Below are 20,188 nucleotides of genomic sequence, written 5' to 3'. Positions count from 1 at the left end.
AATTTAAATAGCCTTACATCCAATTCTTTTAGGTTTGGATGTAAGGCTAAAAATATCTCTATTAAAAATTAAATCCAAATGAGGCTTTAACTGTAAATCGATTGGTATCGGGAGTGTTGAGATAATTACCTCGCCAAGAAAAATCAACTCGGAATAATTTAAAAATATTCCCAACTCCAGCACTATATTCCCAATATCCCTTTTCTGGTGCATTATAGGATAGTCCAGAAGCGTTTATGGCTCTATTATCATCAGAAATACTACCATATACTCCTTTTACCGAAATTATTTCTCTCCAGTTCAATTTGCGCATAAACGGAATTCTAGAAAAAATCCGTCCTCCAAAATTGTGGTTCCATTGTACAGTAGCATATTGATCTGAAATAAATTCATAATAATTTAGATTACTGAACGTATTTTCGATACTGAAAAAAGTTTGATTTCCTGGAATAACACTCATTAATCCTAAAGGAACAGTTCCAAAAGTTTTACCCAATTCCATAATAATATTAGAGCGTCCTAATGGACCAATAATAATTGGTTGTTTAAAATACAATTGCAATTTATCATATTGAAAGTCACTATCTAGCAAGCCTTTAAAACCATGACTGTAATTTACAAAAAAGCGACTATAAGGACTATCTACAATTTCACGTTCTACCGCGTATCCAATGGTTCTCCTTTTGGGAGTATATTCAATTTGAAAACTAACTTCTGACTGTTTTACATCACTTTTAACAACACCATTAACTCTATCGGTATAATAATCTAAACTAAATGTAGGAGAAGCAGACTCCAAGGTACGATATGAAAAACCTGTTTGAAAAGTTAAGTTTTTCACAGGCTCCATTTCTACTGCTATATTACTTAAATTAATATTGGTTAGTTTTCCATTATTTCCTGATGAGAATACAGAGGAAGAAGCACCGCTCCTACCCAAAATATCATAAGTCGCAGTCAAACTCGCACCGATTTGCTCGATGTCACGTCTATTTCCTCCTGATAAAATAAATCTATTTTTCTTATCGACCATCCATTTCCCAGAAAATCCGTATTTAAATTTATCATCTTTAAAACCATAAGCCGTATATCCTTGTATACGCCAAGTGTCATTAGTTCCAAAATAGGTTCTTCCTCCTGCACGCAATCTTGCTCCTTCTACTTCATTGTAGCCAAATGTGGAAAAAATAGGACCGTAATCGAAATTACCAAATTGTACAAATCCGCTAGCAAGTACTTGAACAGAACTGTAAATTTGTTTGAATTTTTTAACGGTCTGCAAAGTATCAAGCATTTTATAGACCCCTAATTCATCTTTATTTAAATTTTCGAAACGATTTTCCTCCCAGTATTCATCCGACTTATTATACACTTCAGGATCCTTATAATTTACCTCCTCTTTATAAAAAGCAATTGGTTTGACATTATTGAATTTATGATCTCTGAAATAGGTTGTTCTTTTTCCGTAAATCCCTTTAGACTTTTCTTTTTTGTTTAAAGCAAAGTCGGACATTAAATAATCTTTGGTCAACAAGAAAACCGAATCACTAACAACCTCAAATTCCTGCTCAAGATAAATATCTTTCACCCAGTTGATATTGGCACTTTTAGTAACAGCCATATTGATTTTCTTGATCGCAAAAGTGGAATCGTTTACCCAAAAATCACCTTTAAAAGTTAATTCATTTTTACGTCTTGGATAAAATATAATATTATAACACCATTTGTTATCAATATAAGTACTGTCTTTTAGGATATAATTATAAACATCGATACCTGTTTTAGAAAGCGGGCTGGTAAAACTTTTGTCAAAAAAAGTTAAATAGTTATTGTAGATATTATAATCAGAATACAAATCTTTTACAAAATTTAAAATTTGCTGATTTCCATTAAAACCTGATGTCTTGCTGGCTTTCAGTTTTTCTTTTATTTTTTTTAATTTTAAATCTCCATACACATCAGACAAGGCCTCGTTTACAAAAATGGGTAAATAGGTTTTTCCTGTAACTTTTGAAGTATCCATTTGATTAAAAATAAACTCCATTCCTTTGAAAAGCTTATTTTTCATAAAAGCACTGTCTATAGAATTCATATCAAATTCTATTTTTTCGTACTTCTCCATTTGATACTGATTGAACATATACAATCCGTTTTGGCGTTTCTTTTCCCAAATTTTTCGCAGTATATCAAGAGCAGGATTATTCTTTTTAGAAGTTTTACCAGTAAAAACAACTACTTCATTTAAACTCTCCGCTTCATTGAGCTGAATTCTCATATTATAATTAACCGCTTTAGGCAACACAATTTCCTTTTCAGAAAAACCTACAGAGGAAATCATTAAAGCCGTATACGTTTTTGGAGATTCTAAATAAAACAACCCATCTTCATTAGCAACAATTCCTTCACTAGAATTCTTAAATACTACATTAGCAAAGGGTATGGGCTGATTCATCTTGTCTAGAACAACGCCACCAGCTTTGGTCTGTGCAAAAACAGCACTTACCGAAACAAATAAAAACAACAGTATTACAATATTTTTTTTCATAATCGTTCCAAAAAAAAACTTCATCAAATAAATAATTGATGAAGTTTCAAATATAGTGAATTACAGCACTTAAATAATCAGAATTTAATGTTTCAATTATTAAATTTCAATCAAATTCAAATCTTTCAGTAGCTGTTATTTTTTATACATTACTTTCTTAACTGCTTTTATAACATCTTCTGAATTAGGCAACCATTCTTTCAATAATACTGGAGAATATGGCGCTGGAGTATCTGCAGTTGTGATACGTTGTATTGGTGCGTCAAGAAAGTCGAAAGCACGCTCTTGAACAATATAAGTAATCTCTGAAGCGACACTTGCAAAAGGCCACGCTTCTTCAAGAACTACCAATCTATTTGTTTTTCTAACTGATGTTAAAATCGTTTCATAATCCATAGGACGAACCGTTCTTAAATCAATTATTTCACATGAAATTCCTTCTTTAGCCAATTCATCAGCAGCAATATGAGCTTCTTTTATAATTTTTCCAAAAGAAACGATTGTTACATCTGTTCCTTCACGCTTAATATCAGCAACTCCTAGAGGAATTGTATATTCGCCATCAGGAACTTCCCCTTTGTCACCATACATTTGTTCCGATTCCATGAAAATTACTGGATCGTTATCGCGAATAGCAGCTTTTAATAATCCTTTAGCATCATAAACAGTAGATGGAACTACAACTTTAAGCCCAGGAGTATTGGCAAACCAATTTTCTAAAGCTTGAGAGTGTGTTGCTCCCAATTGTCCTGCAGAAGCAGTTGGGCCACGAAAAACAATAGGAACATTAAATTGACCACCCGTCATTTGACGCATTTTGGCAGCATTATTAATAATTTGATCAATACCAACCAAACAAAAGTTAAAAGTCATGTATTCTACGATAGGACGACATCCATTCATAGCAGATCCAACTGCAATACCGGTAAAACCTAGCTCAGCAATTGGAGTATCAATAACTCTTTTTGCACCAAATTCAGCAAGCATTCCTTTAGAAGCTTTGTAAGCACCATTATATTCTGCAACTTCTTCACCCATTAAGTATATGGACTCATCGTGACGCATTTCCTCACTCATCGCTTCGCAAATAGCCTCTCTAAATTGTATCGTTCTCATATTATTATGTTGTATGTGTCTAAATTTTTCGAACAGCAAAAATAAATATTTTATATCACTTTAATGCATAAAAAATCCTAAATTAATTTTAGAACATTAGTTCTCCTTTTGAGATCCAATTCAAAACTCATAAAGCCTATAAACTACTTAAATTAAGAGGCACATTTAGCTCTTTATAACCAACTGTCTAACATACAATAATAAGCCTACAAAGACTCTTTCAATATTAATGCTCCGAAAACGTAATAGTTAACAAAAAATATTATGCACGCATAGTATATTATTCAAATTAATATTTTAAATTTGTAAAAGAAATTAAAGAATAACTAAATATATACTTATGAAAATATTAGTTTGCATCAGTCACGTTCCTGATACTACTTCAAAAATTAACTTTGTCAATGGTGATTCTGAATTTGACACTAATGGAGTTCAATATGTAATTAATCCTAATGATGAATTTGGATTAACACGTGCCATTTGGTTTCAAGAACAACAAGGAGCAACGGTAACAGTTGTAAATGTAGGAGGACCAGACACTGAACCAACTTTAAGAAAAGCTTTAGCAATTGGCGCAAACGAAGCAATTCGTATAAACGCTACTCCTACGGATGGTTTTTTTGTGGCTAAACAGTTAGCCGAAGTAATTAAAAACGGAGGATATGACATCGTAATTGCAGGAAAAGAATCTTTAGATTACAATGGAGGAATGGTTCCAGGTATGATAGCAGGAATTCTTGGATATAACTTCCTAAATTCATGTACAAACTTAACAGTTGACGGAACTAACGTAAAAGCAGTTCGTGAAATTGATGGTGGTAAAGAAACTGTAGCTACAACTTTGCCATTAATTATTGGTGGTCAAAAAGGATTAGTAGAGGAAAAAGACTTGCGTATTCCGAACATGAGAGGAATTATGACAGCAAGAACTAAAGCCTTAACAATACTTGAGCCAGTAGAGGCTACTGTAAATACTAAAGCGGTGAAATTTGAAAAACCAGCTCCAAAATCTGCGGTAAAATTAATTGCTGCTGATAATTTAGACGAATTAATCAATCTATTACACAACGAAGCAAAAGTGATCTAGATATTGGATTACAGAATTAGGACAAACGATTTTTGATTGCTAATGGCAAAAAAAATGTAAATTCCTTATTCAAATTCCTGAAATCTAAAATTACAATTCAAAAATCTAAAATCTAAAATCATCATGTCTATATTAATATATGCAGAATATGCAGAAGGAAAATTCAAGAAAGTAGCTTTCGAATTGGCCTCATATGCAAAAAAAGTAGCTGAAACATTAGGAACAACTGTTACAGCAGTAACTGTTAATGCTGGAGATGTTTCGGAATTATCAAAATACGGTGTGGATAAAGTTTTAAAAGTAAACAATGATAAATTATCTGGATTTACTGCAAAAGCATATGCTGATGTAATTAAACAAGCCGCACAAAAAGAAAATGTAAAGCTAGTATTACTATCTTCAACAACTGATAGTGTTTATTTATCTTCTCTTGTTTCCGTAGCGCTAGAAGCAGGTTACGCTTCAAACGTTGTTGGATTACCTGTATCAACTTCACCATTTCAAGTAAAAAGAAATGCTTTTTCTAATAAAGCGTTTATGATTACTGACATCACAACTGATGTTAAAGTTCTTGGATTAGCTAAAAATTCTTATGGGATTTTTGAAAATGCATCTACTTTGACAGAAGAAGATTTCAACCCAACAATTGGAGAAAATGATTTTGGTGTAAAAGTAGAATCTGTTGAAAAAGTTACTGGAAAAGTATCTATCGCAGATGCAGAAGTTGTAGTTTCAGCAGGACGTGGATTAAAAGGTCCTGAGAACTGGGGAATGATAGAAGAATTAGCTACTGTTCTTGGAGCAGCAACAGCCTGTTCTAAACCAGTATCTGATTTGGGTTGGAGGCCTCACGGAGAACACGTAGGACAAACAGGAAAGCCTGTTGCAGCAAACTTATATATAGCAATTGGTATTTCAGGAGCTATTCAACACATTGCAGGAATCAACTCTTCTAAAGTAAAAGTTGTTATCAATAGCGACCCAGAAGCGCCTTTCTTTAAAGTTGCAGACTACGGAATTGTAGGAGATGCATTTGAAATCGTACCGCAATTAATTGAAAAATTAAAGGCTTTCAAAGCGCATAACTAGTCGTTACAATAAAACAGTTTTAATGCTATCTAAAACAAGATATTTGTATCTTTGCGTTTAGATAGCATTTTTTTTGCAATCTATTTTTTTAAAGTATTCGGTAATTACCATTACAACATCTATGAGCTTAGTTAAATTATCTATAAAAGGAATTTCTTACAGTCAGACTCAAAACGGAGCCTATGCTTTGATATTGAATGAAGTTGACGGCGAACGTAAGTTACCAATCGTTATCGGCGCTTTTGAAGCACAATCTATTGCAATTGCCTTAGAAAAAGAGATAAAGCCACCACGCCCACTGACGCATGATCTTTTTAAAAATTTTGCAGAGCGGTTTGATATTGTAGTAAAACAAGTGATCATTCATAAATTAGTTGATGGAGTTTTTTACTCGAGTATCATTTGCGAAAGAGATAAAATAGAAGAGATCATTGATGCTCGTACATCCGATGCGATAGCTTTAGCATTACGCTTTAACGCTCCTATTTTTACCTACAAAAACATTCTTGACAAAGCTGGGATTTACTTAAAAACTAATCCTTTAGACCCAAACAAAGACACTCAAGAATTAGATGATGTTCTTTCTAATCCAGACACTTTTGGTCGTGAAGAAGAAAGCAATCAATCCGGACGTACGTATTCTAAACATACGCTGCAGGAATTGAATGAATTATTGGATCAAGCTGTTTCACATGAGGATTATGAAAAGGCCGCCAAAATTAGAGACGAAATTTCTAAAAGAGAACTTTAATGGCTTTTTTTTAGTTTAAAAAAAGCAATATATAAAGCGATTTTTCAATAGATATCAAATTAAATACTACTACGTACCTACCAATAATATGAAACAATATTTAGATTTAGTACAGCATGTAATGGACAATGGTTGTCAAAAAGGAGACCGAACGGGCACGGGAACAAAAAGTGTTTTTGGTTACCAAATGCGTTTTGACTTGAGCGAAGGTTTTCCGATGGTTACCACTAAAAAATTACATCTAAAATCTATTATTTATGAATTGCTTTGGTTCCTTAAAGGAGATACCAATATTAAATATCTTCAAGAAAATGGAGTGAAAATTTGGGATGCTTGGGCTGATGCCAATGGAGATTTAGGTCCAGTTTATGGTCATCAATGGCGCAATTGGAATAGCGAAGAAATTGATCAAATCTCTGACTTAATTACTGAGTTAAAAAACAATCCTAACAGTCGTAGAATGTTAGTTTCAGCTTGGAATCCCTCTGTTTTACCAGACACTACTAAGTCTTTTGAAGAAAATGTAGCCAATAACAAAGCAGCTTTACCTCCTTGTCATGCGTTTTTTCAATTTTATGTTTCTGAAGGAAAATTATCCTGCCAATTATACCAACGAAGTGCTGACATTTTTTTAGGAGTTCCTTTCAACATTGCATCTTATGCGTTATTAACTATGATGATCGCTCAGGTTTGCGACTTACAACCCGGAGAATTTATTCATACTTTTGGCGATGCACACATTTACAACAATCATTTTGAACAGCTAGAATTGCAATTGTCTCGTGAGCCAAAACCATTGCCTAAAATGATTTTGAACCCAGAGATAAAAAATATTTTCGATTTTGATTTCGAAGACTTCACTCTAGAAGGTTATGATCCTCACCCAGTTATAAAAGGAAATGTAGCCGTATAAAGTATTTTTTGTACAAAAATTTACTTTTCATTATTTAGAATTTTCAAAACATTTTTAATCCATTTTTGAAAATGAGTTTCTATTATTTATTAAATAAATAGAATGATGTAATGCAATAAAGTAAAAATTCAGTTTTTTGGTTGATAAATATAAAATCCTTAGTTCTATTAAAACCAATTATAGGCTTATCAATCCAAATTAAATAATCTTAAATCATTTCTGCAACTTCCCAAAATAAATTTTATCTTTATAAACTAAAATCAAATCGATGGAAAAAGAAGTACATGAACAATATGAATATGCCCGAAGAAGGATAAAGCAAAAAAAGAGATTATATTTCCATTTTGTCGTTTTCGTTTTAGGAAGTTTATTATTATTTCTTGGACATCAATTCTTAAATAGTAATGTAGTCTCTGACTGGTACCAATGGATAATTGCTGTATGGCTGTTTTTATTCCTTCTTCATTTTATAAAAATATTTATAACTGATCGATTCATGAATAAAAACTGGGAAAGAGATCAAATTGATAGATTAGTAGCTTTACAACAAAAGAAAATAGAGCAATTAAAGTTAAAAATAGAGAGTGACGAACCTAATAATAGCATCTAATTATGATTACAATGATTGCGGCGGCGGGCGAAAATAATGCTTTAGGAAAAGATGGTAAAATAGTTTGGCACTTGCCCAATGATTATAAAAGATTTAGAAGACTTACAACTGGACATCATATTATAATGGGTCGTAAAACTTACGAGAGTCTTCAAAAACCATTACCCAATAGAAAGCATATCATAATTACAAGACAAAAAGACTATAAAGCAGAAGATTGCATTGTGGTTGACACGATTGAAAAAGCTTTAGAAGCATGTCCAAAAGAGGAAGATTCATTTATAATAGGAGGTGGAGAAATTTATACAATTGGAATTTATTATGCTGACAAAATCGAACTAACTAGAGTTCATGGCAGTTTTGAAGCAGATGCTTATTTTCCGGAAATTGACAAAACAGAATGGAAATTAGAAAAATCTGAATTCAATGAAAAAGATGATTTTCATAAATATGAATACACTTATGAAACTTATCTTAGAGAATAAAACAAAAAAACATCCTTTACAGGATGTTTTTTTTGACCAATGATTTAAGATACGAGTTACTCTTGAAAGTTAATTTGATAAAATAACATAAATATCACAAACACTAATAGCACTCCAGAAATGAAGGTTATCAGGTTTGCAACTCTTTGAGAGTACATCTCAAAAAAGCCTTTAATACCAAATACCACGAAGGTACTAAAGACGAAAAAAATTAAAATTTCCAAAAACAAATTTAATCCTAAGAACGTGTGTTGCGTTGTAAATAAAATACTGGGATGTAACACAGTATTCTCAAAAAAACTCACAAGAATAAATGAGATAATTAACGCTAAAACTATCCATTTAATTTGGCTCATTGTTTCTTTTTTAATCATTTAAAAGGTCTACTATTATTGTCACAAATGTGGATATTATAATTTGGAGTTACAATACCCACTTTTAGTGATATTTCTAACAATACCCTTTCATCCTGTTTAAATTATTTATTTTGAACCTATAAAAAAGTAATTCTCAACCCAAATTATTCTTCATTCTATTTCCTGAAACTCATTTTAAGTTTATGAAGATTACCTATATTTGTACAAATAAAAAAAATGTCTGAAAAAATAACTCCGTATAAAGATTCAGCCTTAGGCAAAAAAGAGCAAGTTGCACAAATGTTTGATACCATTTCTGGAAATTATGACAATTTAAATCGTGTCATTTCTTTTGGAATTGATTTGAAATGGCGCAAAAAAGTTTTGAATATAGTAAGCAAATCCAATCCCAAACAAATTTTAGATATTGCTACTGGAACAGGTGATTTAGCGATATTGATGGCACAAACTAATGCTGAAAAAATCATTGGTTTAGACATCTCCGCAGGAATGCTTGACGTTGGCAAGAAAAAAATTGCTTCAAAAAATCTTTCAAATACAATTGATATGGTTTTAGGCGATTCTGAAAACATGCCTTTTGATGACAATTATTTCGACGCTATAACAGTTGCTTTTGGCGTAAGAAACTTTGAAAACTTAGAAAAGGGTTTAAGCGAGATTTTAAGAGTTTTGAAACCAAATGGAGTTTTTGTAATTTTAGAAACCTCTGTTCCTGAAAAAACGCCTTATAAACAAGGATATAATTTTTATAGCAAAAATATTCTGCCAATAATAGGAAAATTATTTTCTAAGGACGATGTTGCTTATGGCTATTTATCCGAATCTGCAGCTGCATTTCCTTATGGCGAAGCACTGAACAATATTTTAAGAAAAATTGGGTTTATAGATGTAGTTGCGCTACCACAAACTTTTGGCGTTGCTACAATTTATTCAGCTTCTAAAAAATAATATGAAAAAAACATTTGCAATACTTTTTTTTCTGCTCCTTCTAAACGGATATGCTCAAGGTTCGAAAAACATCTTTAGCAAAGATCCTATCATAAATTTGGAAAACTTTCAACAAAAGAAAATCTATTATGGTTTTTATTTAGGATTCAATTCTTATGATTTTAAAATTGACTATAAAACAGAAACACCTGATATATTAGTCAAAAAAACAACGGGTTTTAATGTAGGAATTATTGCTGATGTAAAACTTCAAGAATACATAAATTTACGATTTGAACCCGGATTATACTATACTAAAAGAGAATTGAACTTTCCTGCAAATCCTAATTTTACTAAAAACAGTGATGCGCTTAGAGAAGTTAACAGCACTTATATACACTTTCCTTTGTTGCTAAAATTTTCTTCTTTAAGAACTGGAAACATTCGGCCTTATGCTTTAGGAGGAGTTTCTGCTACGCTAAACTTATCTAGTAATGCAAAAATACTTGATGACAATTTAGAGCAACGTTTTAGAGTAAAATCTTGGACTCCTAATTATGAATTGGGATTTGGTATTGATCTATTTTCAGAATATTTTATATTTTCGCCTTCTATTAGAGGTGTTTTTGGATTAAATGACGAACTTATTCGAGATAAAGATCCCAATAGTCCTTGGACTGGAAACATAGATTCGATGAAAACTCGTGCTATTTTCATCAATTTTACTTTCCACTAAAAATTATTAAGAAAACTTTCAGTTAATTTCCTCGACTAAATTCACTCAAAATTATTGCCGTTGCTGTGGCAACATTCAAACTTTCTGTTTTTTGAAGACTTCCAAAACGTGGTATTGTAAGTCGGTTTTGAACTAATTTTTCGAGTGTTTCAGAAATCCCATTTGCTTCATTTCCCATAATAATTATTCCTTGCTGTGGCAAAATAGACTTGTATATATTTTCACCGTTCATAAAAGTTCCAAAAATAGGCAATTGAGTCTGTTGCAAATAACTATTCAAATCCGTATAATTTACATTAACTCTAGCTATAGAACCCATAGTAGCCTGTACAACTTTAGGATTAAAGTAATCAACGGTCTCGTTTGAGCATACAATTTGCTGAATACCAAACCAATCACACAAACGCATTATGGTTCCTAAATTACCCGGATCCCTAATAGAATCGAGTACAACAATTAAACCTGTAGCAATAATTGATTTCTCTAAAGGCATCTTAAAAACTGCTAAACACGTATTTGGAGTTGCTAATGCACTGATCTTTTTTAAATCATTTTCGTCTATAATAGATTTTTTATTATTAGAAACTTCTGGAAAATCATTTTGTGTAGAATACAAATGCTCCAATTCAAAATTAGAATCCAATAACTCTTGAATCCCTTTTACACCTTCGGCAAAAAATAATTTATTGGCATATCTATATTTTTTTTGCTGTAAACTCGTTATAAGTTTTATTTGGTTTTTACTAACCATAAAATAATGTACTTTTGAATTAAATATTTTAGAACACTTGAAAAAAACTTCCACAAAAATAACTGCATTTATTGTAATTGCAATACTAATTTCTGCATGTAACGCTGTAAAAAGAGTTCCAGCAGATAAATTATTGCTCACCAAGAATGAAATTAGTGTAAATAACAAAGCAATAAAGGAGGAAATTGTTTTTAATCAGCTGTATCAAAAACCCAATACAACTTTACTTGGCTATCGCCTGCGTCTAAATCTTTATAATTTAGCCAATTTAAATCCGGATTCAACATATCAAGCCAAGTTTAAGAACAACCCAGAAAAATACAAACGGTTATCTAAATGGTTATCTGAAAAACAAGTGAATCGTTTGGGACAATCTTTTTGGTATCACGGAATTCATGATTTTTTGATAAAAACGGGAGAGCCACCAGTTATTGTAGATAAAGAAAAGTCGAACAAATCCTTATTAAGGCTTAAATATTATTATTTTAACAATGGTTTTTTTAACGTAAAAGCAGCTTATCAAATTGATACTATAAACATTCAAAAAGCAAAATTAAAATACGATATTACATTAGGAAACGCTTTCTTTTTAGACACTATCAAAACTTCTATTACAACTCCAGTTTTAGATTCTTTGTACCAACGCAATAAATTTAATACTTTTTTAAAATCTGGAAATCAATATAAAACAGATGATTTTGAGAATGAAAGAAACCGTATAACAACGAACTTTAGAAATAATGGCGCTTATTATTTTCAGCCTAATTATGTGACTTTTAATATTGACACGATCAAAAAAGTAAATCAGGCGAACATCACTTTGATGATAAATAATTATTCCTATCAGGAAAAAGATTCTACCAAAACAGAACCATTTAAGCTATACAAAATAAGCGATGTAAATATTTACACTGATTATTCACCAAATAATAGCGGATTGAATATTAATGATAGCGTTTCCTATAAAAACTTTAATTTATACAGTCAGAAAAAATTAAAATACAAACCAAAAGCTATAACAGATGCTATTTTTATTTATAAAGGTGGAATGTATGCAGATTTTAGGACGGTATTAACAACACGTTATCTAAACAATCTAAAGATTTTTAATTATCCTTCTATTCAATATGAAGTAGACAAAAGAGATAGTACCGCGCAGTCATTAATCGCTAAAGTATATTTGACTCCGAGAAAAAAATATAGTTTTGGAACTACATTAGATGTAACCCATTCTAACATTCAAGACTTTGGTATTGGACTAAGTGTTTCTGAGACGATCAGAAATGTATTTAATGGAGCGGAAACACTTGAACTTGCAGCACGCGGAAACATTGGCTCCTCTAAAGATTTAGCCAATCCAAAAAACAATTTCTTTAATGTATCAGAATATGGAGTAGATTTAAAATTAAATATCCCAAGGATTCTTATGCCCTTTAACACGGATAAAATTATTCCTAAAAGTATGATACCTTCTACTCTGATTACGGTTGGTTTTGCAAAACAAAGAAATATAGGTCTCGACAAAGAAAATTTTACAGGAGGATTATCATACAATTGGACTCCAAAAATAAATCATACCGCACGATTTGATCTATTAAACACTCAATTTGTGCGAAATTTAAATCCTAGAAATTATTTTAATGTTTATAGTTCCTCTTATAGTGCTCTAAATAAAATTAGCAAGGCTTACAATACAAATCCTTCCTATTATGACGATGCAGTAAACAGGGATTTACTTATTGAGCAGGGAACTCGCGGATTTACAAACGATGTCCTTTCTGGTAGTGGTGTTTTTTTAAAACCTTTGAAACCTGCTGATTATGAATCTGTAAAAAGTATTGAAGAAAGAAGACTTAGACTAACGGAAAATGATTTCATCTTAGCGACAAGTTTCACTTTTTCAAAAACGACAAAGAAAGATTTAAAAGATAACGATTTTTATCTTTTCAAAACTAAGATCGAATCTGCTGGAACCATCTTATCCGCTTTTGCAAATGTTACCAATCAAAAGAAAAATGCGAATGGCAACTATGATATTTTTAATTTAGAATATTCAGAATATGTAAAAACAGAATTTGATTATATTAAGCATTGGGATTTATCCAAAGAAAATATTATTGCTTTCCGTTCCTTTTTTGGTATTGCAATTCCGTTTGGAAACTCCAATTATATTCCGTTTTCTAGAAGTTATTTTTCTGGAGGATCAAATGACAATAGAGCTTGGCAGCCTTATAGTTTAGGTCCAGGAAGCAGCGGTGGTCTTGATGATTTTAATGAAGCTAATATGAAAATTGCTTTAAGCGGAGAATATAGGTTTAAAATTGCTGGCAGTTTAAAAGGCGCTATTTTTGCTGATGCAGGTAACATTTGGAACGTGTTAGATAATGTAAAAGACGAAAAGTCAGTTTTTAAAAATTTTAGCAGTTTAAAAGATATTGCTGTAGGTTCTGGTTTTGGATTGCGCTACGATTTAAGTTTTTTCGTGATTCGATTTGATTTAGGATTTAAAACCTACAATCCAGGCAAAGAAATGAACGAAAGATGGTTTAAAGAATATAACTTTTCTAAAGCCGTTTTAAATTTTGGAATAAATTATCCATTCTAGTCCTAATTAATTCTTATTTTTGCAAGACTAAAAACTAAACAAACTAAAACAAGTACAATGGCACACAACATTAAACCAGGCGTAGCTACCGGAGATCAAGTACAGGAAATTTTTAATTATGCAAAAGAAAAAGGATTTGCACTACCAGCTGTAAATGTTACTGGCTCGAGTACTGTAAATTGTGTTCTTGAAACTGCTGCAAAACTAAATGCTCCTGTAATCATTCAATTTTCTAACGGAGGAGCGCAATTTAATGCTGGAAAAGGACTTTCAAATAAAGACGAAAAATCAGCAATCGTTGGTGGTGTAGCAGGTGCATTACACATTCATGCTTTAGCAGAAGCCTATGGTGCAACTGTCATATTACATACGGATCATTGTGCAAAAAAATTATTACCTTGGATTGATGGATTGTTAGATGCTTCTGAAGCGCATTTTGCTAAAACTGGAAAACCATTGTATTCTTCACACATGATTGACCTTTCTGAAGAGCCAATCGAAGAAAATATAGAAATCTGTAAAACCTATTTAGCAAGAATGAGCAAAATGGGAATGACACTAGAAATCGAACTTGGTATTACAGGCGGTGAAGAAGACGGTGTTGATAATTCTGATGTTGATAGCTCAAAATTATATACACAACCCGATGAAGTAGCCTATGCTTACGAAGAACTTTCTAAAATAAGTCCACGATTTACTATTGCGGCTGCTTTTGGAAACGTTCACGGTGTTTACAAACCAGGGAACGTAAAATTGACACCTAAAATTTTAAAAAAATCTCAAGATTTCGTTCAAAATAAATTTAACACTAAAAATAATCCAGTTGATTTCGTTTTTCATGGTGGATCAGGTTCTACATTGGAAGAAATCAGAGAAGGAATTAGCTACGGAGTTATAAAAATGAATATCGATACTGATATGCAATTTGCATATACAGAAGGAGTTCGCGATTATATAACTAAGAATATTGATTATTTACATACTCAAATTGGAAATCCAGAAGGAGACGATGTACCTAACAAAAAATATTACGATCCAAGAAAATGGATTCGTGAAAGCGAAATCACGTTCAATACAAGACTTGAACAAGCATTTGCAGACTTAAATAATGTAAATACACTATAAAAAAAGTAGGCAGCGTTCTGTTTATTATTAATCGTTTATTAAAAAAATGATTATACAATACTGAAAAACTGAATACTAAACATTGGATTACTGAACACTGAATACTAGAAAAATGGCTTGGTTTAAAAGAAAAGAAAAAGGGATTACTACTGCGACTGAAGACAAAATGGATATTCCAAAAGGACTTTGGTACAAATCTCCTACTGGAAAAATTATTGATGCCGATGAACTTGCTCGCAATTTATTTGTAAGTCCAGAAGATGGTTTTCACGTTAGAATTGGAAGTGCCGAATATTTCCAAATTTTATTTGACAATAATGAGTTTGTTGAATTAGACAAAAACATGACTTCTAAGGACCCTTTGAATTTTGTTGACACTAAAAAATATGGTGATCGACTTAAAGAGGTAATGGAAAAAACAAAATTAAAAGACGCAGTACGTACAGCCGTTGGTAAATCTAAAGGAAAAGATTTAGTGATTTGCTGTATGGATTTTGCTTTTATTGGAGGTTCTATGGGAGCTGTAGTGGGTGAAAAAATTGTAAGAGGAATTGATCATGCTATTAAGCACAAATTACCTTTTGTAATGATTTCAAAATCTGGTGGAGCACGTATGATGGAAGCTGCTTATTCGCTAATGCAATTAGCAAAAACTTCTGTAAAACTGGCTCAATTAGCCGATGCCAAACTTCCTTATATATCTCTATGTACAGATCCTACAACAGGAGGAACTACTGCATCGTACGCGATGTTGGGAGATATTAATATTTCTGAACCAGGAGCTTTAATAGGATTCGCAGGACCAAGAGTAGTAAGAGACACCACTGGAAAAGATTTACCAGAAGGTTTTCAAACCGCAGAATTTTTATTAGAACACGGTTTTCTAGATTTTATTACTCCTAGAAAAGAACTTAAAGACAACATTAATTTATATATTGATTTGATTCAAAACAATGATATAAGATAATCAAAACATAATCTTTTAAACAAAAAAAATCTCGATAATTCGAGATTTTTTTGTTTAAAAGATATAATGTATTTTAAAAATCAGGATCAATAAACTATTTACTTTTTAAAAAAAGAAATCATGATATCTTGTTTTACCTTTTTTTGTTCTTTTCGAACCACTATAAAAATGATATAAGTACAAAATGCTGTAACAAATGCTAGTATGTAATTAAAAGTCCAATTGGTATTATAATCATAATTTTGCACAATTGTCAATCCTGTTTTAGAACTAAATACATGAGCAAAACCATAACTCATTTGAAAAGTCGACATAAATAAACCTTCTAAGTTTTTATGACTTCTGTTCATCACAAAACTACTTGCAAAAGCAAAGGTTAACATATTACCAAAAGACATTAAAAACATAAAGACCCAAAACACCCACGGTTGATGAACTAAATAGAGCAAAAGATAGGAAGCTCCTATTAATAACAATCCTAGCATTATAGCAACCAAATCGGTAATTTTATTTTTTTGCACAAAATTAACTACAGCAAGTTCAAAGAGTATAAATACAACACCACTAAAACCTAAGAACATTCCTGTATCAAACTCCGTTAAATTATAAGCTTCTTTATGATAAATTGGAACAATAGAGAAAACTTGAAAATAAAGATACCCTGTGATTAAAGCGATAATCCAATTCATTACAAAAGGAACATCTTTGAAAGGTGCAAATTTATCTTTTATTACATCATTTAATTCCAGTTTATAAAGTAACTTTTTCTCTCTAACAAAAATTAAAAAAAATACTACAGAGATAATAGAGGTTAAACCATCAACAATAAATAAAGTGTTGTATTCTGAATTCATGATTAAAATACCTCCTAATACGGGTCCTACGATAAGTCCCACATTAGTAGCCATTCTTAATAAAGACAAAGCTCTCACTCTAGATTCACTAGTTACATAATCGTTTATACTTACCATCATTGCAGGTCGATACATATCAGCAACTGCAGTCAAAAGGAAAACAGAAATACACAACAATTCAAAAGTAATTGCAAATTGAAGCGAAAGTAATACTACACCACTAGCAAACAAGCTAAAAGCCATTACTTTATATGCACCAAAAACATCAGATAATTTTCCGCTTAAAAAAGTACCGACAAGAGATCCAACTCCAAAGCAAACCATAATCCACCCTATTTGTGAATAACTTAAGTTTAGTTCTTCTTTAAAGTATTTGGACAAAAAAGGAACAACTACAGCGCCAATTCTATTGACAAGCGTAATTAAAGCAAGAATCCATATTTCTTTTGGAAAATTTTTAAAATTTCCTAAATAACGGTTAAGCATTTTTTAAATATATTTAAAAGGCGTGTACTTATTAAAATTTTATAACTGTATTAGTTACCAAAGAATCTTCCGAAAAAACTTTTTTTAGTTTCTTCAACTTCTTCAGTAGTAGATTCTAACTCCACTTGTTGATTTAAATCATCCATCATTAATTTTGTAATTAATTCTACATAATCAAGATTATGATCTTCTAGATAACCAATTAAGTATTTTTCGCTCCCTTCTATTCCGCTTACTTCTTCAATTTTATATAGTTTTTTATAAAGCTCATCCACTTTTTTTACCACACCCGGAGAAACGGCTTTACGACGGGCTACGTATTTTAAAATTTTTGCATCATCACTTACAACATAATCAAAATCAGTAATTACCCAGTAATATTTTCCTGATTTGGCTAAGTTTTTAATAACACCATGAAATTTTTTACCTTTTGAAATATTATCCCACAAGACTTTAAAAATTACTTTGGGCATATCTGGATGACGGATAATATTATGAGGTTGCCCTATTAGTTCTGATTCATCATATCCAGAAACTGATGCAAAAGTCTCATTTACATATTCTAAGCTTCCGAATAAATCGGCTTTACTAACAATAGTTTGAGTTTCATCCCACTTAACAGGTTGATCAATTGGTGTTGGACGTTTTTTATCCATAATATATTTTTTAGTATTAAAATTTTAAAAATTAGAAATTTATAGGGAATTTATTCACTATAAAAAGTAGAATATTGTTTAATAGATTTTCTTTACTTTAGTAGAACGATCCGTTATATAAGATATCAACCATGCAATTTGACCTTCTTTAGCAAAATATAATTTTTTACTATTAATATCTGGTATGGCTTCTAAACACACCAATAATATATTACTACCAGAAATTAAATATTTTTGAGAATAGGTCTTTAAAACTTTATCAACATCTTCATCAGTTTTAGCTAGGTCTTCAAATTTGCGGAAGTTATTTTTTAAAATAGCATCATAATTTATCACATCTTCTAACTTAAATTGACTGAACGCTTCTTTAGTAACCCCTTTGTATAGCGTGTAAAAAGCCCAAACGGCACCACCAGACAGGTATACTTTTTCTTTTCGTAAAGCCTGAGGTTTAGATTTATACATAGCATCAACTTGTTCCCTTAATATCGGCAAAAAGCTGAATGACCTAGAATTATATTCCCCAATATCTGTACTATTCGTTTTTTTAATAATACTTTCTGTAAGGGTTACACTTCCATAATTAAGACTTAATGGAAAAAATATAAAAGCATTATTATTAAGTACATCGATATAACCACCTTTAGTATTACCTCCTCCTATATCAAGGATCATAGAGTTTTTATAATCTACTGGAGGAACACATCCTTTTAAGAGCATTTTGCCTTCCATTTGAGCATCGATAAATTCAAGATCTTTGCCTGTGGCAGCTTTAACCTTATCAATAAGTATTTGGGTATTATTAGCCATAGCCACACCAGAAGATCCTACTATAAAAATATTTGCCTCTGGAACCTTCATCTCTATCATAATTTTCCTGTAATTATCAGAAATAATTTCAATAGCTTTATTCATGTTTTCCTCAGTCATATTCCCTTCAGTAGAAATACCTTTTGCTATAGCTACATTTTCTGTCCAATAGGATTTAACATTAATATTTCCTTTTTTAATATTGAACACGTCTATAACAGACATTTTGATTCCTTTACTTCCAATTTCAATTCCAGCAAAAATATTTTCTTGTGAAAAAAGGAGCGCAGGCAGAAGTAACACTAAAAAAAGTGTGAAGTTGAGTTTAAAAATTTTCATTTTTTAAGTTTTATTTTATCAAGAATTATTCAATTTTTGAATTTAATTATCTTGAATTTGACAAATAAAACACTTTGACTTTTGAGATTAAAAGAGAGCGATTTTCGTAAATTTAAAGCAAATTATTACTGTAGGTTAGCAACGAAATCACTAGTGTTTTGGGGCCGCAAAAGTACAAAAAAAACCAATAATTTCGCCCTATAAGCATTAAAAGAAACAATGGAAAATTAGCCAACACTTCAATCATTTCATACGCAATCTATTAAGCGAAATTATTTTTAATAATTAAAACAAAAAACAACTAAACCTCATAGCAAAAAAACCGCTATTTAAATAAATTAATAAGAATTTATTTATTAGCTAAAGAAATATAAACGTTTTATTTAAAAGAAATTGTTGAGTAAAATTCATTAAAATGATTCCAACTAATAGACTTTTTAATTATTTTGAAGTTTCAAAAAAAAACTTCAAAATAATTAAAAAGAGTTACAGTAGTATTTGAATCATAAAAAAAATTAAATTTGCTACTTAAACTTTTTATAGATGTCAGATTTTTTAAAATTATTTGGAGAAAATATTTCAAAGGAAATGCCTGGATTTGTTGCATTAAGTGTTGTAGATGTAAAAAGCGGTAATCTTTATTACTCAAAAAGAAACGACAACAAATTTGATATAGAAAGTGCTTCAAAATTTGCATTAGAAATGATTAGAGCACAATTGAACGCTAATGATTTTTTAAAGCAAAAACAGAATATTGATGACATTACTATTACATTGACAAATCAATTTCAGTTTTTAAAAATTTCACAAAACAATAGTTACTTTATCTATCTAATTGCAGATTCCTCTAAGGCAAATTTAACTTTCACAAAAGCTATTCTAAACAAGCAAGTAGCTCAAATTTCGAGCATATTTCACATTTAATGAAATAAAAATTAGGGTTTAAAAAAAAATGATTG

Annotated in this window: 18 protein-coding genes; 12 read left to right on the top strand and 6 right to left on the bottom strand. The window is 31.0% G+C overall.

Annotation, left to right across the window (positions count from 1 at the left end; genetic code table 11):
* Nucleotides 1-61 precede the first annotated feature (61 nt).
* Nucleotides 62-2,545 carry a DUF5686 family protein gene (locus MW871_RS13280; protein WP_248428974.1) on the bottom strand — a complete coding sequence of 828 codons (2,484 nt, stop codon included), beginning with the start codon at nucleotides 2,543-2,545 and terminating at the stop codon, nucleotides 62-64.
* A 135-nt stretch (nucleotides 2,546-2,680) separates the two neighbouring features.
* The gene (locus MW871_RS13275) at nucleotides 2,681-3,661 is read right to left on the bottom strand and encodes a pyruvate dehydrogenase complex E1 component subunit beta (RefSeq protein ID WP_188051342.1); all 981 of its coding nucleotides are present in this window, start codon (nucleotides 3,659-3,661) and stop codon (nucleotides 2,681-2,683) included.
* A 340-nt stretch (nucleotides 3,662-4,001) separates the two neighbouring features.
* Here MW871_RS13275 and MW871_RS13270 point away from each other — a divergent pair, with 340 nt between their 5' ends.
* The 8 genes from MW871_RS13270 (at nucleotide 4,002) to porT (ending at nucleotide 10,636) form a co-directional block, all read left to right on the top strand.
* A complete protein-coding gene (locus MW871_RS13270) occupies nucleotides 4,002-4,748 on the top strand; it encodes an electron transfer flavoprotein subunit beta/FixA family protein (RefSeq protein ID WP_210646664.1) in 747 nt (248 codons plus the stop codon).
* Between the two features lie 123 nt (nucleotides 4,749-4,871).
* Nucleotides 4,872-5,837: an electron transfer flavoprotein subunit alpha/FixB family protein gene (locus tag MW871_RS13265; RefSeq protein WP_210646665.1), complete on the top strand. Its 966-nt coding sequence runs from the start codon at nucleotides 4,872-4,874 to the stop codon at nucleotides 5,835-5,837.
* Nucleotides 5,838-5,958: 121 nt separating this feature from the next.
* On the top strand, nucleotides 5,959-6,588 hold the full coding sequence (locus tag MW871_RS13260) for a bifunctional nuclease family protein (protein ID WP_248428973.1): 630 nt from the start codon (nucleotides 5,959-5,961) through the stop codon (nucleotides 6,586-6,588).
* An 88-nt stretch (nucleotides 6,589-6,676) separates the two neighbouring features.
* On the top strand, nucleotides 6,677-7,501 hold the full coding sequence (locus MW871_RS13255; RefSeq protein WP_248428972.1) for a thymidylate synthase: 825 nt from the start codon (nucleotides 6,677-6,679) through the stop codon (nucleotides 7,499-7,501).
* Between the two features lie 268 nt (nucleotides 7,502-7,769).
* Nucleotides 7,770-8,111, top strand: a complete 342-nt coding sequence (locus MW871_RS13250; protein WP_188051347.1) for a 2TM domain-containing protein — start codon at nucleotides 7,770-7,772, stop codon at nucleotides 8,109-8,111.
* Between the two features lie 2 nt (nucleotides 8,112-8,113).
* Entirely contained in the window at nucleotides 8,114-8,596 is a 483-nt protein-coding gene (locus MW871_RS13245; RefSeq protein WP_248428971.1) for a dihydrofolate reductase, read from the top strand.
* Between the two features lie 593 nt (nucleotides 8,597-9,189).
* Nucleotides 9,190-9,921, top strand: coding sequence for a bifunctional demethylmenaquinone methyltransferase/2-methoxy-6-polyprenyl-1,4-benzoquinol methylase UbiE (ubiE, locus tag MW871_RS13240; RefSeq protein WP_188051349.1), 732 nt, complete (start codon nucleotides 9,190-9,192; stop codon nucleotides 9,919-9,921).
* Between the two features lies 1 nt (nucleotide 9,922).
* Nucleotides 9,923-10,636 carry a type IX secretion/gliding motility protein PorT/SprT gene (gene porT / locus MW871_RS13235; protein WP_188051350.1) on the top strand — a complete coding sequence of 238 codons (714 nt, stop codon included), beginning with the start codon at nucleotides 9,923-9,925 and terminating at the stop codon, nucleotides 10,634-10,636.
* Between the two features lie 22 nt (nucleotides 10,637-10,658).
* On the opposite strand, the gene MW871_RS13230 is transcribed toward porT, so the two are convergent.
* Nucleotides 10,659-11,387: an RNA methyltransferase gene (locus tag MW871_RS13230; protein ID WP_248428970.1), complete on the bottom strand. Its 729-nt coding sequence runs from the start codon at nucleotides 11,385-11,387 to the stop codon at nucleotides 10,659-10,661.
* 37 nt (nucleotides 11,388-11,424) lie between these two features.
* On the opposite strand from MW871_RS13230, the gene tamL reads away from it, so the two are divergent.
* From tamL to accD, 3 genes are all read left to right on the top strand, one after another.
* Nucleotides 11,425-13,992 carry a translocation and assembly module lipoprotein TamL gene (gene tamL / locus MW871_RS13225; protein WP_248428969.1) on the top strand — a complete coding sequence of 856 codons (2,568 nt, stop codon included), beginning with the start codon at nucleotides 11,425-11,427 and terminating at the stop codon, nucleotides 13,990-13,992.
* A 57-nt stretch (nucleotides 13,993-14,049) separates the two neighbouring features.
* Nucleotides 14,050-15,117 carry a class II fructose-bisphosphate aldolase gene (fbaA, locus tag MW871_RS13220; RefSeq protein WP_248428968.1) on the top strand — a complete coding sequence of 356 codons (1,068 nt, stop codon included), beginning with the start codon at nucleotides 14,050-14,052 and terminating at the stop codon, nucleotides 15,115-15,117.
* Nucleotides 15,118-15,229: 112 nt separating this feature from the next.
* Nucleotides 15,230-16,084 (top strand): acetyl-CoA carboxylase, carboxyltransferase subunit beta, encoded by an 855-nt coding sequence (gene accD / locus MW871_RS13215; protein WP_188051354.1) that lies wholly within the window; start codon nucleotides 15,230-15,232, stop codon nucleotides 16,082-16,084.
* 98 nt (nucleotides 16,085-16,182) lie between these two features.
* Here accD and MW871_RS13210 read toward each other — a convergent pair whose 3' ends face one another.
* The 3 genes from MW871_RS13210 to MW871_RS13200 form a co-directional block, all read right to left on the bottom strand.
* Nucleotides 16,183-17,424: an MFS transporter gene (locus tag MW871_RS13210; RefSeq protein WP_210646671.1), complete on the bottom strand. Its 1,242-nt coding sequence runs from the start codon at nucleotides 17,422-17,424 to the stop codon at nucleotides 16,183-16,185.
* A 50-nt stretch (nucleotides 17,425-17,474) separates the two neighbouring features.
* Nucleotides 17,475-18,080, bottom strand: coding sequence for a PAS domain-containing protein (locus tag MW871_RS13205; RefSeq protein ID WP_188051356.1), 606 nt, complete (start codon nucleotides 18,078-18,080; stop codon nucleotides 17,475-17,477).
* A gap of 78 nt (nucleotides 18,081-18,158) precedes the next feature.
* Entirely contained in the window at nucleotides 18,159-19,229 is a 1,071-nt protein-coding gene (locus MW871_RS13200; RefSeq protein ID WP_188051357.1) for a Ppx/GppA phosphatase family protein, read from the bottom strand.
* 543 nt (nucleotides 19,230-19,772) lie between these two features.
* Here MW871_RS13200 and MW871_RS13195 point away from each other — a divergent pair.
* Complete coding sequence (locus MW871_RS13195; protein WP_210646674.1) at nucleotides 19,773-20,153, top strand: hypothetical protein; 381 nt, start codon at nucleotides 19,773-19,775, stop codon at nucleotides 20,151-20,153.
* The last annotated feature ends 35 nt before the right edge of the window (nucleotides 20,154-20,188 follow it).

Source organism: Flavobacterium pygoscelis (assembly GCF_023162025.1).
GTDB classification, from domain to species: Bacteria; Bacteroidota; Bacteroidia; order Flavobacteriales; family Flavobacteriaceae; genus Flavobacterium; species Flavobacterium pygoscelis.
This window is presented reverse-complemented; position numbering and strand designations above follow the sequence as displayed.